Origin of the sequence: Flavobacterium rhamnosiphilum (assembly GCF_004349195.1) — a bacterium.
Classification (GTDB): Bacteria; Bacteroidota; Bacteroidia; order Flavobacteriales; family Flavobacteriaceae; genus Flavobacterium; species Flavobacterium rhamnosiphilum.
Genome location: NZ_SMLG01000011.1, coordinates 72,082 through 87,484 on the forward strand (window position 1 = coordinate 72,082; position 15,403 = coordinate 87,484).

The window sequence follows — 15,403 nt, forward strand, 5'->3', positions numbered from 1 at the left end:
AGACATGAAAACAGTTAAAAATATATTGGCAGGAGCACTACTACTTTTAAGTAGTGCCCTTTTCGCCCAGCAGGAAAGTACTTTCACCATGTACAGGTATCATATGAATATGATAAACCCAGCTTATGCGGGAGTGGATGGTGAAACGGTTGTTACGGGTTCGTTCCGAAGACAATGGACAGGAATCAAGGATGCGCCAGAATCTCAGGCAGTTTCTTTTGGTACAAATGTTGGGAGTAATTTAGGATTAGGGATTTCTATGGTTAGTGATAAAACGTTTATCGAAAAACAAACCATGTTAGGAATTGATTTTTCGTATAAATTAAAAATGAATGAGACGATGGACTTGTACTTGGGATTTAAAGCAGGAGGTAATTTTTATGATGTAAATACATCGGGACTTCAAACTTATTTGTCGCAATCTGATCCTGCCTTGGAATCTATAAATCATTTTAATCCCAATGTAGGTGTAGGGGCTTTATTAAAAAATGAAAAATTCTTTGTTTCGCTTTCTGTTCCCAGAATATTAAATACGGAAAGAGCCAAAAATGATGACGGATATGCTTCTGTAGCAACTGACAGACCACATATTTACCTGAGTGGAGGATACGATTTTAACTTGAACTCAGATGCGTCTTTGGTATTAAAGCCCTCATTTATGCTAAGGTATGTTAATGGCGCGCCAGTCTCTATTGATATTAACTCGATGATTCAGATTCAAAATAATTTTGAAATTGGAGCTATGTATCGAACTGATGAAGCCTTTGCAGGTATAGTTGATTTCACAATAAGCAAGCGCATGATGGTAGGTTATGCTTATGAGGTGAGTACCAGAACAGAATTGGCAAGTGCAAAAAACACAAATGAATTTTTTATTCGCTTTAAGTTTTAATAAGACTATCAAAAAACACTTTTGAAATAGTCTTTATTTTGTCAGTCTAATTTAAAAACAGAAGGGGTTGTCTATTTATATAGGCAGCCTCTTTTTTTTGAACAGTTATCCAAGTTGTTTAAATTGGAGAGAAAGGGGATAGTTAATGCTATTTTATTTTCTTCAAAATTTCTCGAGCTACTGCTTTATAGGCTGCCGAATGATTTGTGTAATTTTGTTCAAGAATAATTTGTAGTTCAGGATGAATCCAATCAAAATGCTTTCCTAATACGTATAAGGTTCGGATAGAATAGCATTTTGAGGCCACTTTAGTGTCGTTTATTAACCAATCAAAACAAGTTTCTGTAATTTTTTGCAGGTGATTTTCTGAAAGTTGTATTTCTTTGTTTTTAAAATGAGAAGTGACCAGAAGCTGACAAACTTTCGCTATCGGTCGAATCGCACTTTCGTCTTTTAGTTTTCCAATATTTTCGCAATAAAAATCCATGTGCGGTTGCAACCATTTTAACTTTTCATCAGATACAAATTCTAAAATCCAACAGGCTTTATGCGAATTTTTATCAGAAACAGTAAAACAAATTGTAATTAACTCGTCAAGAAAATTTGGATTCTCTAAAATATGGTGTGCTATTTTTAGTCGGGTTTCTCTGTAAGCTTTAAGGGAATCAAGGTTTTTTTGTAATTCAGTAGGCATCTCTCTTATAATTTGATTTAAAAATACAAATTTAGGATCAAGTATCAATTGTCAAATCCGAATTCTGTATCTTTGCCCATTATTTTAAACACGAAAATAATGATACAACTTCTCGATAAACAATTTGTTCCGTTTATTTCTGCTAAAGAAATTGAATTTGCCATCGCAAAAATGGTGGCACAAGTTGAAGATGATTTTGCTGATGAAACACCAGTATTTGTTGGGGTATTGAATGGCGCTTTTATGGTAGTTTCTGATTTTATGAAACAATATAAAAAACCATGTGAAGTCTCTTTTATAAAAATGGCATCATATGAGGGAACTTCTTCAACAAACGAAGTAAAACAATTAATAGGGCTGAATCAGGATTTGACCGGGCGCTCTGTTATTATAATAGAAGATATTGTAGATACCGGGAACACTTTAGTAGAATTGAAAGCATTATTCAAAAAACAAAACGTTAAACATTTCAAAATAGCGACACTTTTTTTCAAACCGGAAGCATACACAAAAGACATAAAAATAGATTATGTTGGGATTAGAATTCCAAATAAATTTATTGTAGGCTACGGTTTAGACTATAATGGACTAGGAAGAAATTTACCAGAAGTATATAAATTGAAAGAGTAAAAGTTATGAGTAGAAAGCACATAACACCTAACAGAAAACACATAACAAAAAAACGCATAACACATAACTTTAAAAAATGACTAACATTGTTTTATTTGGAAAACCAGGAGCAGGTAAGGGAACTCAAGCAGAGTTTTTGAAGGAAAAATACAAATTAACACATATATCCACCGGTGATGTATTTCGTTTTAATTTAAAAAACAATACAGAACTAGGCAAACAAGCAAGAATATTCATGGATGCTGGCGATTTAGTGCCGGATGAATTGACAACAAAAATGCTAATTGATGAGGTAAATAAACATCCGGATACAAACGGAATTTTGTTTGACGGGTATCCAAGAACAATTTCACAGGCCGAAGCTCTAGACGCATTTCTTACTTCAATAGGTTCTCAAGTTGCTGCAACAATTGCGCTTGAAGCCGATGATGAAATTCTAGTGCAACGCTTATTGGAAAGAGGAAAAACAAGTGGTAGAGTTGACGATCAAGATGCAGAAAAAATCAGAAATCGCTATCAGGAATACAATGAAAAGACAGCTCCTTTAATGAATTATTATCAGGAGCAAGGAAAATTTCACGCAGTAAATGGAATAGGTTCCATTGCCGAAATTACCGAAAGAGTGAGCAAAGTAATTGATAATTTATAGGAGCAATCCCAGCTGTACGCTGCAAGTCCTGGCTTAAAAAACTATTTTTCTAAGCCATAAAAGGAGCTTCCTTCGGGCGCTCTTTTCCGGCAAGAAAAAGGAGTTTTTTAAGCTGTGGGCTTTTCACTACCATCTGGGCTAAAATCCAGATTGGAGATTTCAGAACATAAAAATTAAGAAATCACATTTTTAATAAAAAAACGAATCAACTAAAAAATTGGAAATACTAATTATATTTTTTCTAATACTATTAAACGGGGTTTTCTCTATGTCAGAAATCTCATTGATTTCAGCACGAAAGAATAGATTAGAGACTGCGGCAAAAAAAGGGAACAAAAGTGCTAAAATTGCATTGGATTTGGCCAATTCTCCAAACAAATTTTTGTCAACGGTACAAATAGGAATCACCTTGATAGGAATACTTACGGGTATTTATAGCGGAGATAAAATAACTTTGGATGTCGAAACTTTTGTAAGTGGATTTGAAGTGTTAAAACCCTATGCGCATCCAATTGCAGTAGGGATAGTAGTTGTTGTTTTGACCTTTTTCTCCTTAGTATTGGGTGAATTATTACCTAAACGCATCGGGTTGAATCATCCGGAATCTATCGCCAAAGCTGTCGCATTGCCTATGAAAATAGTTTCGATAGTTACCGCGCCATTTATTTGGTTGTTGACACATTCAACGGATTTCTTATTGGATATTTTGCAAATAAAACCAACCGCAGACGGTAAAGTAACCGAAGAAGAAATAAAAGCAATTATAAAGGAAGGAACCGAAGGTGGGGAAGTACAGGAAATAGAGCAAGATATTGTGGAGCGCGTTTTTCATATTGGAGACAGAAAAATAAACTCATTGATGACGCACAGGAAGTCAGTGGTTTTTTTACCTTTGCATTCTGATAAAGAACAGGTTAAGGAATTTATGCTCAAAGAATTGCATTCTATTTATCCTGTTTATGATAAAAACTATGATGATATTGTTGGAGTCGTTAACCTGAAAAATATCTTCGCACATTTTGAAAATGAAAACTTCAATTTGGCCGATATAATGACCGAAGCTCCTTTTATGATGGAGCAAACCACCGCTTATATAGCCTTAGAAAACTTCAAAAAAACAGGTATTCATTATGCATTTGTCTCAGATGAATATGGTGTTTTTCAAGGAGTAATTACTCTGAATGACATTCTGGAAGCCTTAGTAGGTGATGCATCTGAATTTTATAAAGATGATTTTCAGTTGATTGAAAGAGAAGACGGGACATGGCTGGTTGACGGACATTATTCACTACATGATTTCCTGACTTATTTCGAATTAGACGAATTAAGGAATGATTACGAAGTTACCACGGTGAGCGGGTTAATAATGACGGAGCTTTCTCACATTCCGAAACAAGGAGAAAAATTAATTTGGCAAAAATTTGAGTTAGAAGTCATCGATATGGATGGCGTGAAGATTGATAAAGTGATGGTGAAAGCACTTAAATAATTAATAATAAAAATAGAGGACAGGAGACTGATAGCTTTTTGAATTTTTTCAATCTGAAATCCGAAATCTGAAATCTGAAATTAAAAAAAATGACTGAAGGGAATTTTGTAGATTACGTAAAAATATATGTTTCTTCCGGAAAAGGAGGAAAAGGATCTACGCATTTGCATAGAGAAAAATTTATTGAAAAAGGTGGACCAGATGGAGGAGATGGTGGTCGTGGAGGACATGTTTATCTTGTAGGAAACAAAGGGCTTTGGACATTATTTCACCTTAAATTTGCGCGTCATATTAAAGCCGGGAATGGTGGAGATGGAAGTGGTGACAGAAGTACTGGTGCTGATGGTGATGATAAATACATCGAAGTTCCGCTAGGTACTGTTGTAAAAGATAAAGAAACTGGAGAAATATTATTTGAAATTACCGAAGATGGTGAAAAACAAGTACTTTCTCGTGGAGGAAAAGGTGGTTTAGGAAACTGGCATTTTAGAAGTTCAACCAATCAAACACCTAGATATTCACAGCCTGGATTACCTGGCTCAGAAATGGATGTGATTTTAGAACTAAAAGTGCTTGCGGATGTAGGTTTAGTAGGTTTTCCTAACGCAGGAAAATCAACGCTATTGTCAGTATTGACTTCGGCTAAACCAAAAATTGCAGATTATCCTTTTACAACTTTAAAACCAAATCTTGGAATTGTAGCGTACAGAGATTTTCAATCTTTTGTAATTGCCGATATTCCCGGAATTATAGAAGGAGCTGCCGAAGGAAAAGGATTAGGACATTATTTCTTGCGTCATATTGAACGTAATTCAACGTTGCTTTTTCTAGTTCCTGTTGATACTCCGGACATCAAAGCGGAATATGATATTTTGGTAAACGAATTGACAAAATACAATCCGGAAATGCTCGACAAAGAACGTTTGTTGGTCATTTCAAAATGCGATATGCTTGATGATGAATTAAAAGCTGAGCTAAAAGTAGAATTAGACGTTGCTTTCAAAGACATTCCTTATATGTTTATTTCATCTGTTGCGCAACAAGGTTTGACGGAATTGAAAGATAAATTATGGAAAATGTTGAATGATTAATTCTTAATTTTCTAAATAAATTATAAAAGCCGTCTCGTATTATATATGAGACGGCTTTTTAGTTCTATTACTCTGTAGTCTTCACTCGAATTCCTTTGGTATGACTCGTGAATTCAGGAGCATACATACTCTGAATAGTCGAAATCCCATTAGAGAAATCTCCAGTGTTATTTACCCGAATGTCATATTCTAAAACATAAGTTCCTTTGTTTATCTGATCAAAAAAGAAGTGTGTCGCAGCATCTTTTGTACTGCTGTAAAAACTCAACCCGCCTTTGTATTTGTATTCTGATAGTACATTTACGGGTTCAAAACAGGAAGCGCGTCTTTGAGATGAATAAATTCCATGTTTTCTTTTGCCGCAATAATCAATCGTACGGTTACTAAATCACCAATTTTTAGCGGATTTGTAGGTGCTATTTTTTGAAGTTCATCGCCTTTGTCAGTGCTTTTCTTTACATACAATTCCTTAGAAACGGATAAAACAGATTCTGAATTGGTTTTGATTTTATCCAAATATTCAAAATATTGCCAATAAACACCGCCAAAACCTGGAACTTTCGATTTGTTTTCTATGATAATTGTTGCCATTTCTTTTTTAATTTCATTTGGTTTCCAGTTTAGTTTTAGGTAACCCGTCTCGGCTTCTTTTTCATTTTCAGATAGCTTTTTTGTCACTATTTTTTCATCTCCTATTCTGATTACGGTATTGTCTTTCACGCTCAACCAATCGCTGCCCTGCATCAGTAAAGCGTAAACGGCCTCGGTGGTCGCTTTTGTAGTAGGCCAGTTTTTAGTTTGTTTGTTTTTTAACAACCAAACTTTCATGGCATCCACTGATTTCGTGTCTGAATCGATTTCAGCGAAAGCTTCAATAAGTAACGATTGAGTTTCTATTGGGGCCTGATGCCAATACCAACCTGCTTTATTGGTAATCCAATACATACCCCAATCTTCATTGTTGGAGGCTGTTTCTTTTAAACTTATCAGAATTTTTTTGGCTGCAGCCGATTCTCCAAAACGGTGTAAAGTCAATGCGGCCAATCCTTTTTCGTAAAGAGAATAAGACAACCAATTTTCTTTTGCAGTTTCTAAATAACGTTGCGTAACTTTTTTTAACGTATCCGTAAGTGGATAATTTTCTAAATAAAAGCTTCGGGTATAAAAATAATGCAGGTCAGAGTTTGGATTCGGCCAAATTATTTTTTCTAAATTTGCTCCGTTTTCAATTGTTTTTTTATGATTTTCTAGAAATTTTCGATCCAGGAATGGAATTCCTTTTTTTGAGATTTCGGCTATTTTGTCTGTAGTGTTTTTGCTTTTATTAAGTTTAGCCAAATGACCCAAACCTGCCAAGATATGTCTGGTAATGTATTCGTTTTCGTCACTTCCATCAAACCAAGGGAATCCTCCCGAAGCATTTTGCTTTTGTTTTAACTTCTTGAAAGTAGCTTCCTGTGCATTTTTCATTTTTTCTAAATCAAAAAGCAATGCTAGATTTTTCTTCTTTTCGTCTTCACTTTGGGCATCATTCAGCCAAGGTGTTTCGGCAAGGATTATCGATTTTAATTCCTCGTTTTCTTCCAGTTTGGAGTTTAATTTTCCGTTTGTTCTCCATGTTTCAAAAACCGTGGCGATTTTTGGATTACTCGAAATAATTTCTGAAGCCAAAGCATTGGCATAAAAGCGCGCAAAAGTTTGTTCGGCACATTCGTGTTCGTATTCCATTAAATACGGTAACGATTGTATTGCAATCCACGAAGGATTCGAAGTGTATTCCAATGTGAATTGATGATTGCGTAACGTAGTGGAAGAATTATTCTTTAAATTGTCAAAAGTATATTCTTTTTTGGTGTTTTCTCGAACCCAAATTGGAATACTTTCCGTTACCAAAATGTTGTTCGTTAAAACGGGTAAAATATTTTCTTCTCCATCCGAATAGTTGCCGGATTTGGCTGAAATTTTATATTGAATACCTTGTAAACCTTCAGGAATTGTAATGGTCCAACTTGCGGTTGTGTTTCCAAGAGCGCCTACGGTAAAGTTCTTGACGTTTTTTACATTCAAGGTTTTTATATCTATAGCTTCCATTGTTGTTGCATCAAACAGTTGTAAGACAGCAATTCCTGTTTTGGCTTCGTTCGTAATATTTGAAATTTTTGTAGCGATAACAATCGTATCTTTTTCTCTGAAAAAGCGAGGGAAATTAGGAAGAATCATAAGTTCCTTTTGAGTGGCAATACTTTTTTCCAAATAACCGGTAACAGTCTCTTTATTATGAGCCAACAATCGAAGTTTCCAGGCCGTTAATGCTTCCGGCGAAGTAAAACTAAAACTCACTTTTCCTTTTGAATCTGTTTTTAGATTCGGATAAAAGAAAGCGGTTTCAGATAAATTTTTTCTGGCTTTTACTTGCGTTAATGCTTCAAGGGCTTTTTTGGTTGTGATAATGATGACGCCATTTGCTCCTTTGTTTCCGTATAAAGCCGTGGCTTTGTCGCCTTTTATAACATCAACAGAAATAATATCTGAAGGAGAAATTAATTTCATTTGCTCTACCGTTATTGGTACACCATCAACTATATATAATGCGTTTGTGTAATTCCCTGAAATACTTGAGTTTCCTCTAATTGTAATACCACCCGCTTTCCCCTCTAATTTTATATCTATTCCTGCAGTATTGTAAATTTGATTATCTGCTTCTTCAAGAACTATTGGTACAGCCGCAGTTAAATATTTCTTTTTTACACTCCCATACCCCACAACAACTACTTCTTCTAAACTATTACCAGATTCCTCTAACTGAACATCTATTGTAGTAGAGTTAACTGTAATTTTTTTGGTTTCAGATCCAATATGAGAGAAACTTAATTCTTCTCCAAGAGCAGCTTCTATTTGATAATAGCCATCAAAATCAGTTTGAGTGCTACGTTGAATTCCATTTACACTAACATTTACGCCAGTAAATGGCTCTTCTCCGTAGAAAACAATTCCTGAAATCATTTTTGCATTCAGCGGTTTTTTACTTTTATTGTTTAGCTGTTTTTGATATTCTTTTAGTTGCTGTGTCGTGAAAGAATCATTGAAGTTGAATCCAAACCACATTAATTGGGTGTTTTCATCATTAAGTTCGATTCGATTTAAAATTGGATTCAGATTTCGGATAGAATTGTATGTTTTATCAAACCCTAAACTTGTTTTGAAGTTCGGAGAGTTATAATTGTAATCATTGAATGTCAATCTACTCCAATCTCTCTTGGTAAACTGATCTAGAGAACTGTCATACATGGAGGCCAAAACTTCGGCTTCTTTTGTAGTGTTAGATGTTTTTAATTGAAACGACCAATTTTCAGTGCTTCCGGGTTGTATTTTGTTTCTGAAACTTTCTACGGTAAATTCTAATTCGGGTTCTTCGACTTTGAGAAGTACTTCTATTTCATCGTTAAAAGTTTGATTTTCAAATACACTTTCAAAACCAATTTTTATTCTTTTTTCAAATTCTTTTTTTAGCGGAATTTTTACAATAGCTTCATTATTTTGTAAGTGAAAAGTATTCTCAAAATAAAGGAAACTTTGGTAATTTCCGGTAGCGTTGATGTAAAGTTCAGGAATAACCGAAGTTAATTTTACTAAAACAAAACCATCTTTTTTAGCATCAATATTGATTTGTTCTGTGACAAATAATTTACTCGAATCGATTTTGTCTTTGCTCTGTATCAATTGAAAATTAGAAATGGTTTCAATTGGATTTTCAAAAGCGTCTTTGGAGGAAAAGACTACCTTGTAGTTCCCCGATTTGTACTTGGAAATGAAATCCAAAACTAATTTTTTGTCTTTTTCAGTATCTATTTTTTTAGAAAAAACCAGAGTTTCAGTTGGTTTTACAACATTTGGTTTCTCGTTGTCTTCGTAAGGGAACAATCGCTCAAAATCTTCTTTTGAAATGGTTTCTATTTCTGGTTGTTGAAAAACTCTAGATTTGAATTTGTTCGAAAAAGGACTTACATAGTAGAGTTTGATTTCGCCTTTAGTGGCTAAAAATTCTCCATTCAGATTGGTGCTTGTCAGTGTAATTTCATTTCTATTTTTTGTTTCAATTCGGCGCGGAATAGTGGTGGAAAGTGTCAAAGAATGGTAACCAATCCTTACAGTTGTTTGGGTTTGGTGCGTTTCGCCATTAATGTCGGTAACGGAGGCTATGATACGGTATTCAAAAACGGGTAAATGTTCTTTAGTCGCATTTTCAAAAGGTTTGGCAATGAAATTTATTTCGAATTTTCCCGAAGAATCCGTTTTGGTTTCGCCAACTAAAATATTTTCTGATTTGCCGTTTTGGTTGTAATAGTAGCCGTTGTTTAATGTGTAAGGTATGAGTATGACTTTGTATTCTACTTTTGCATCGGAAATGTTGCTTCCTGCAAAAGCTTTAGCCAGTCCGGTAATATTGACATTTTGGTTGACGTGATACGCTTTTTTTACAGGCTCAAAGCTTACTTCAAATTTCGGGCGTTTGTATTCTTCAACTCTAAAAGATATTTCAGAATTGTCATAATTTACATTGTCCCAAAAAGGGTGTTCGTCTTTTGTTTTGACAAAAATAAAATCTTTTTCATTATCATCGGGTTCATCAGCTGTTATTCTAAAATTTCCTGTCAATTCACTTTTAGGGAGCATAAATTCTCCGGAAAATGAGCCGTATTCATTTGTAACCGCATCAAATTCTTTGAAAATAGTACCATTTGGGTCTTGAATTGTAATTTTGAAAGTAGTTTTTGCAACAACACTCGTTTTGTCTTGTTCTTTACGAAAAGCAACGCCTTTGTAGTAAACCGTTTGTCCCGGGCGATAAATGGCGCGGTCTAAATAAAATTCGACTTTGCCTTTAGCTTTCTTGTTTTCTATAGTCGCGTAATCATTATAATAATAGGAGTAACGATTGTTTAGTAGCAGAGAATCGTTTTCTGTTGTAAATTCAATAAGGCTATAATTGCGGTTGTTATTTTCTTTGAGATACTTTGCTGCGCCGTTTTTGCCGGTTATAATGGTTTGATTTAATAATTCTATCGAAACATCTTCTAAAGGTTTTCCAGTTTTTCTGTCTAACACCTGATAAATTCCTTTCTTATCGTTTTCTGAAGCTAGAACAGTGATATTTGAAATTGTAATGGTTTCGTAAGCAAATGCTTTTGTGTTTTTGATATCTGAATCACTTTCAAAATATACTAAATAACTGCCTGTTTTTAATTGCGGTAAAAGTACTTCAGTGCTATATTCAAAATAATTTTTTTTGTCTTGCAGTTCATAGTTTTTTGAAGCAATTGCTTTTTTGTTTTTAATAATTGCTGTTACTAAACTGTCTTTGTTATAAGGGGAATTTCGGAAGTCTTTTGTCGTGTTTTGATCGATTTTGAAGAAAGAAATCGAAAGGTGAGTTAAGTTTTTGTATTGAACAAAAGCTCTTGTGTTTTCATCGGTATAACTGAATTTTTGAAGTTGAATATTTAGTGATTTTGAACTAATATTTTGTTTCTTTTGTAATGCCAGTTTGTGTGCATTAGAACGGTTGTTCATACTGATAATACTGTCAAGTGTTGCAATAGCTTGAATGTTGTAATCAGGATGTGTTTCTTTTGAGGCTTGCGCGTTCAGAATAATCGCTTTTTCCAATTGAATGTTTTGGGTCAAAATAATGTCTTTGGATTCTTTTTGGAGAAGATTTAATGACTTCATAAAAGCATCATTGGACTCAAGCAAATTGGTACTGCAAAATTGAATTCTGTCGAATTGGTTTTCTAAATCAGGAGTGTTGATTTCCTGTTTTTGATACAATTCAAGCACTTTTTTTAGTTTTTCATTTTTGACAAAATCAAAATTTAGTTTTAAAAAGAATTCTGATTTTCCTAAAAGTTCTTTTTCATAGGGTAAGAATTCCTTTTTTTGAATTTCCCATTGCTTAATCTGCGGAGTATGTAACGCAATGTTTTCTTTTAGTAAATAGTTAAATAGATTATATTTTTTTATTTTTTCTTCATCAATAAAATCGAAAATAGGAAGGTAATTGCTCAATGATGTTTCTTTTAATATCGCTTCGTTTAGTATTGTCTTCTCTAAAGCGCTATTTATCTGGTCCAAAAAGTCTTTCGAAGTCCAAGTTAAAAATTCATCATCAAAACTTACAGTATTGGTTCTGTTGTATATTAAATAGGAATTTTGCTTTTGATAATCGATCAAACATTTCGCATAAACCAAATTCAAAATTGCTTTTGAAGGAACAGAGGCTCGATTAATTTTCGTTTTTAAATTGTTTATGATTTTGGTTTGTGCATTTTCGTCAACCACTTGCAAATATTTTGACTCATAAAAAAAGCACTTGATGATTTGTACTTCATTTTTATCACGAACTGCTTTTTGATGTATTCTAGAAACAACTTCGTTGGCTGATTTTATTTTTCCATTATTTTCATATTCAATTACTTTGATCCAGTTTTTATCATATTGTTGCGCAAATAGGGAAGTAGAAATAAAAAAAAGTACTAAAAAAATAGGTCTCATAGGGTGGTTTTAAAATAGTAAAAAAATATTCTCAATAGAGGTTAAAATGAGATTAGAAAATATTTCCTACGAAATTACTAATTTTTGCTTAAAAACAAATCTTACTTCTCATATTTCCTTATTTTTGAACAATGAAACAGATTCTTTATTTATTTTTATTTCTACCAGTGATGATGTGGGCTCAATCTGATTTTGACAAAGCAGAAAAACTATATAAGGCTGATAAAATAGATCAGGCGGAGTCCATTTTTGAATCTGTATTGAAAACAAATTCTTCAGATTTGAAAACAATAGAATATTTAGGAGATATTGCGGGTTATTATAAATCATGGGATAAAGCGATTATTTATTACAAAAAGCTGAAAGTTTTAAAACCATCAGAGGCTAATTATCATTATAAATATGGTGGCGCTTTAGGGATGAAAGCCAAAGAATCTAATAAATTTAAGGCGCTTGGAATGATTGATGAAGTCAAAGGCTCTTTTGAAAAAGCCATAAGCCTTAATCCAAAACACATTGAATCCCGTTGGGCATTGATAGAAATATACATTCAGATGCCGGGAATTGTAGGCGGGAGTGAGTCTAAAGCCATCAAATATTCAAATGAATTATTGCGATTGTCTCCAGTTGACGGTTATTTGTCAAGAGGTCATATTGAGGAATATTTTAAAAGATATAGAGTTGCGGAACAACAGTATAGAAAAGCTATACTTGCAGGAGGTTCAAAAACAAGTTATCAAAAGTTAGCTAGCTTGTACAAGAACAAAATGAGAGAGCCTGAAAAAGCAAAAACAGTCTTAGAATCATATAACAATAAAGTTCAGGGGAAATTTAATTGATCTTGAATACAACAACCTTAAACCAAAATAATTAGAATGCGTACACATTTTATAGCTATTGGCGGAAGCGCCATGCACAATCTGGCTTTAGCACTACACAACAAAGGATATCAAGTTACAGGAAGTGACGATGCTATTTTTGAACCATCAAAATCAAGATTAGACAAAAAAGGGATTTTACCTCCAGCATTAGGTTGGTTTCCTGAAAAAATAACATCAGCTATTGAAGCGGTAATTCTTGGGATGCATGCAAAAGCTGATAATCCTGAATTATTAAAAGCACAAGAATTAGGGTTGAAAATATACTCTTATCCTGAATTTCTTTACGAACAATCCAAAAACAAAACACGTGTTGTCATTGGCGGTTCTCATGGAAAAACGACGATAACTTCTATGATTTTACATGTGATGCATTACCATGATATAGCAGTAGATTATATGGTTGGCGCACAATTGGAAGGTTTCGATACGATGGTGCATCTCACTGAAGAGAATGACTTTATCGTTTTGGAAGGGGATGAATATTTGTCTTCGCCAATTGACCGAAGACCCAAATTTCATTTGTATCAACCCAATATCGCATTGATTTCAGGGATTGCGTGGGATCATATTAATGTTTTTCCAACGTATGAGAATTATGTAGAACAGTTTGAAATTTTTATTGGTAAAATTACTAATGGTGGGATTCTCGTTTATAACGAAGACGATGCTGAAGTAAAAAGAGTGTCCGAAGCTGCTACTAACCCAATTCGAAAACTAGCCTATCATACTCCAAAATATACCGTTAGTGACGGTGTGACGCTTCTAGAAACTCCCGAAGGTGATATGCCGATTGAAGTTTTTGGAGCGCATAATCTTAATAATTTGGCTGGAGCCAAATGGATTTGCCAAAATATGGGAGTTGATGAAGCTGATTTTTATGAAGCTATTGCCAGTTTCAAAGGCGCTTCAAAACGATTGGAAAAAATCGCTGAAAGCAAAACAAAAGTTGCCTATAAAGATTTTGCCCATTCACCTAGTAAAGTTGCTGCAACTACAAAAGCGGTGAAAGAGCAATATCCAAACAGAACTTTGGTGGCTTGTTTAGAATTGCATACCTATAGCAGTTTGAATGCTGAATTCCTGAAAGAATATGAAGGCGCATTAGAATATGCCGATAAAGCGGTAGTTTTCTATTCGCCCGATGCAGTAAAAATCAAACAGCTTGAAGAAGTTACGTACGAACAAATTGCTAAATCTTTTAATCGTGAAGATTTAATTATTTATACCAATCCAAAAGATTTCAAAGACTATTTATTCAACTTGAATCTTGAAAATTCTGCTTTGTTGTTGATGAGTTCCGGTAATTATGGTGGATTAAACTTTGATGAAGTAAAGGAATTGGTGAAATAATAATTATATGAATGGCGCTATGAAAATTTCTAAAACTACGAGTGAAAATCCAGATTTTGTCAATCTCATTGCTGCACTAGATAAAAGTTTGTGGGAGCGTTATCCGGAATTAAAAACAAATTATTGGGGTAATAATATTTTGGAATTAAATCCGAATGTTGTTATTATTTATTTGGAGGACAAAGCAGTGGCTTGTGGTTGTTTTAAAAAATACGATAAAAATGCAATTGAAATAAAGCGTATGTTTGTTTCTCCTGAAGCTCGAGGAATGGGCTTAGCTCAAAATATTTTACGTGAATTAGAACTTTGGGCACATGATTTAGGGTATTCGTTTTCTGTTTTGGAAACATTACACAAACAAAAGGAAGCCATCGCTTTATACGAAAAAGCGGGATATAGTATAGTTGAAAATTACGAGCCTTATGTGGGTTTAGAAAATAGTATTTGCATGCGGAAACAAATTTAAAGAACAAAAAGAATGGCTGAAAACTCCTTTTTTCCTATAACGAATTGGTCCGAAGATGATAAGCCACGTGAAAAACTAATGCTGAAAGGCAAAAGTGTTTTAAGTGACGCAGAATTGATTGCCATTTTGATAGGTTCAGGAAGCAGAAACGAATCAGCGGTTGATTTGAGTAAAAGGATTTTAGCAAGCGTAGAGAATAATTTGAATGCGTTAGGGAAATTGTCCATTTCACAATTAATGAATTTCAAAGGAATAGGGGAGGCGAAAGCAATTTCCATTATTGCTGCTTTAGAATTAGGAAGACGAAGAAGGGCAGAAGATGCAGTGGAGTTAAAGAAAGTTACTTCCAGTAAAATAATTTTCGAAATCATGCAACCTATTATTGGGGAATTGCCACACGAGGAATTTTGGATTATTTACATGAATAATTCGAATAAGGTGATTTCGAAATCCCAGTTGAGTAAAGGCGGAATCACCGGAACTTTAGTAGATGTTCGCATCGTTTTCAAGACGGCACTTGAAATGGGTGCGACAGGATTAATTCTGTGTCATAATCATCCTTCGGGAACTTTGATTCCAAGTGATGCAGACAAACAGATTACAAAAAAATTAAAATTGGCAGGCGATAGTTTAGAAATAAAAGTTTTAGATCATTTGATTGTGACTGAAAAGAACTATTTTAGTTTTGTTGATGAAGGAATATTTTAAA

General features: G+C 34.0%; 12 protein-coding genes. 9 read left to right on the top strand and 3 right to left on the bottom strand.

What is annotated here, in order from left to right; genetic code table 11:
• Window positions 1-4 precede the first annotated feature (4 nt).
• Entirely contained in the window at window positions 5-892 is an 888-nt protein-coding gene (locus E0I26_RS13455; protein ID WP_131916984.1) for a PorP/SprF family type IX secretion system membrane protein, read from the top strand.
• Between the two features lie 148 nt (window positions 893-1,040).
• Here the strand turns inward: E0I26_RS13455 and E0I26_RS13460 are convergent, their stop codons facing one another.
• Entirely contained in the window at window positions 1,041-1,586 is a 546-nt protein-coding gene (locus E0I26_RS13460) for a hypothetical protein (protein ID WP_131916985.1), read from the bottom strand.
• A 99-nt stretch (window positions 1,587-1,685) separates the two neighbouring features.
• Here E0I26_RS13460 and hpt point away from each other — a divergent pair, with 99 nt between their 5' ends.
• From hpt to obgE, 4 genes are all read left to right on the top strand, one after another.
• The gene (gene hpt / locus E0I26_RS13465; RefSeq protein ID WP_131916986.1) at window positions 1,686-2,216 is read left to right on the top strand and encodes a hypoxanthine phosphoribosyltransferase; all 531 of its coding nucleotides are present in this window, start codon (window positions 1,686-1,688) and stop codon (window positions 2,214-2,216) included.
• A 76-nt stretch (window positions 2,217-2,292) separates the two neighbouring features.
• A complete protein-coding gene (locus E0I26_RS13470; RefSeq protein ID WP_131916987.1) occupies window positions 2,293-2,865 on the top strand; it encodes an adenylate kinase in 573 nt (190 codons plus the stop codon).
• A 217-nt stretch (window positions 2,866-3,082) separates the two neighbouring features.
• The gene (locus E0I26_RS13475; RefSeq protein ID WP_131916988.1) at window positions 3,083-4,354 is read left to right on the top strand and encodes a hemolysin family protein; all 1,272 of its coding nucleotides are present in this window, start codon (window positions 3,083-3,085) and stop codon (window positions 4,352-4,354) included.
• 89 nt (window positions 4,355-4,443) lie between these two features.
• The gene (gene obgE / locus E0I26_RS13480; RefSeq protein WP_131916989.1) at window positions 4,444-5,445 is read left to right on the top strand and encodes a GTPase ObgE; all 1,002 of its coding nucleotides are present in this window, start codon (window positions 4,444-4,446) and stop codon (window positions 5,443-5,445) included.
• A gap of 67 nt (window positions 5,446-5,512) precedes the next feature.
• Here the strand turns inward: obgE and E0I26_RS13485 are convergent, their stop codons facing one another.
• Together E0I26_RS13485 and E0I26_RS13490 are read right to left on the bottom strand one after the other, a co-directional pair.
• Window positions 5,513-5,818, bottom strand: a complete 306-nt coding sequence (locus E0I26_RS13485; RefSeq protein WP_165929454.1) for an alpha-2-macroglobulin family protein — start codon at window positions 5,816-5,818, stop codon at window positions 5,513-5,515.
• A complete protein-coding gene (locus tag E0I26_RS13490) occupies window positions 5,746-11,997 on the bottom strand; it encodes an MG2 domain-containing protein (protein ID WP_131916991.1) in 6,252 nt (2,083 codons plus the stop codon). The genes E0I26_RS13485 and E0I26_RS13490 overlap by 73 nt, the downstream gene beginning before the upstream one ends.
• A gap of 131 nt (window positions 11,998-12,128) precedes the next feature.
• Between E0I26_RS13490 and E0I26_RS13495 the strand changes: the two genes are divergently transcribed.
• The 4 genes from E0I26_RS13495 to radC are packed head-to-tail and all read left to right on the top strand — an operon-like array spanning window position 12,129 to window position 15,402.
• Complete coding sequence (locus tag E0I26_RS13495) at window positions 12,129-12,836, top strand: tetratricopeptide repeat protein (protein WP_131916992.1); 708 nt, start codon at window positions 12,129-12,131, stop codon at window positions 12,834-12,836.
• A gap of 36 nt (window positions 12,837-12,872) precedes the next feature.
• A complete protein-coding gene (locus tag E0I26_RS13500; RefSeq protein ID WP_131916993.1) occupies window positions 12,873-14,228 on the top strand; it encodes a UDP-N-acetylmuramate--L-alanine ligase in 1,356 nt (451 codons plus the stop codon).
• Window positions 14,229-14,247: 19 nt separating this feature from the next.
• Window positions 14,248-14,694: a GNAT family N-acetyltransferase gene (locus E0I26_RS13505; protein WP_235831774.1), complete on the top strand. Its 447-nt coding sequence runs from the start codon at window positions 14,248-14,250 to the stop codon at window positions 14,692-14,694.
• 12 nt (window positions 14,695-14,706) lie between these two features.
• Window positions 14,707-15,402, top strand: a complete 696-nt coding sequence (gene radC / locus E0I26_RS13510) for a RadC family protein (protein ID WP_131916995.1) — start codon at window positions 14,707-14,709, stop codon at window positions 15,400-15,402.
• The last annotated feature ends 1 nt before the right edge of the window (window position 15,403 follow it).

Bases quoted from the DNA above. Each gene is read 5' to 3' on its own strand.
- E0I26_RS13490 (WP_131916991.1), bottom strand. From the start codon at position 11,997: ATGAGACCTATTTTTTTAGTACTTTTTTTTATTTCTACTTCCCTATTT.
- E0I26_RS13470 (WP_131916987.1), top strand. From the start codon at position 2,293: ATGACTAACATTGTTTTATTTGGAAAACCAGGAGCAGGTAAGGGAACT.
- E0I26_RS13495 (WP_131916992.1), top strand. From the start codon at position 12,129: ATGAAACAGATTCTTTATTTATTTTTATTTCTACCAGTGATGATGTGG.
- hpt (WP_131916986.1), top strand. From the start codon at position 1,686: ATGATACAACTTCTCGATAAACAATTTGTTCCGTTTATTTCTGCTAAA.
- obgE (WP_131916989.1), top strand. From the start codon at position 4,444: ATGACTGAAGGGAATTTTGTAGATTACGTAAAAATATATGTTTCTTCC.
- E0I26_RS13455 (WP_131916984.1), top strand. From the start codon at position 5: ATGAAAACAGTTAAAAATATATTGGCAGGAGCACTACTACTTTTAAGT.
- radC (WP_131916995.1), top strand. From the start codon at position 14,707: ATGGCTGAAAACTCCTTTTTTCCTATAACGAATTGGTCCGAAGATGAT.
- E0I26_RS13460 (WP_131916985.1), bottom strand. From the start codon at position 1,586: ATGCCTACTGAATTACAAAAAAACCTTGATTCCCTTAAAGCTTACAGA.
- E0I26_RS13505 (WP_235831774.1), top strand. From the start codon at position 14,248: ATGAAAATTTCTAAAACTACGAGTGAAAATCCAGATTTTGTCAATCTC.
- E0I26_RS13500 (WP_131916993.1), top strand. From the start codon at position 12,873: ATGCGTACACATTTTATAGCTATTGGCGGAAGCGCCATGCACAATCTG.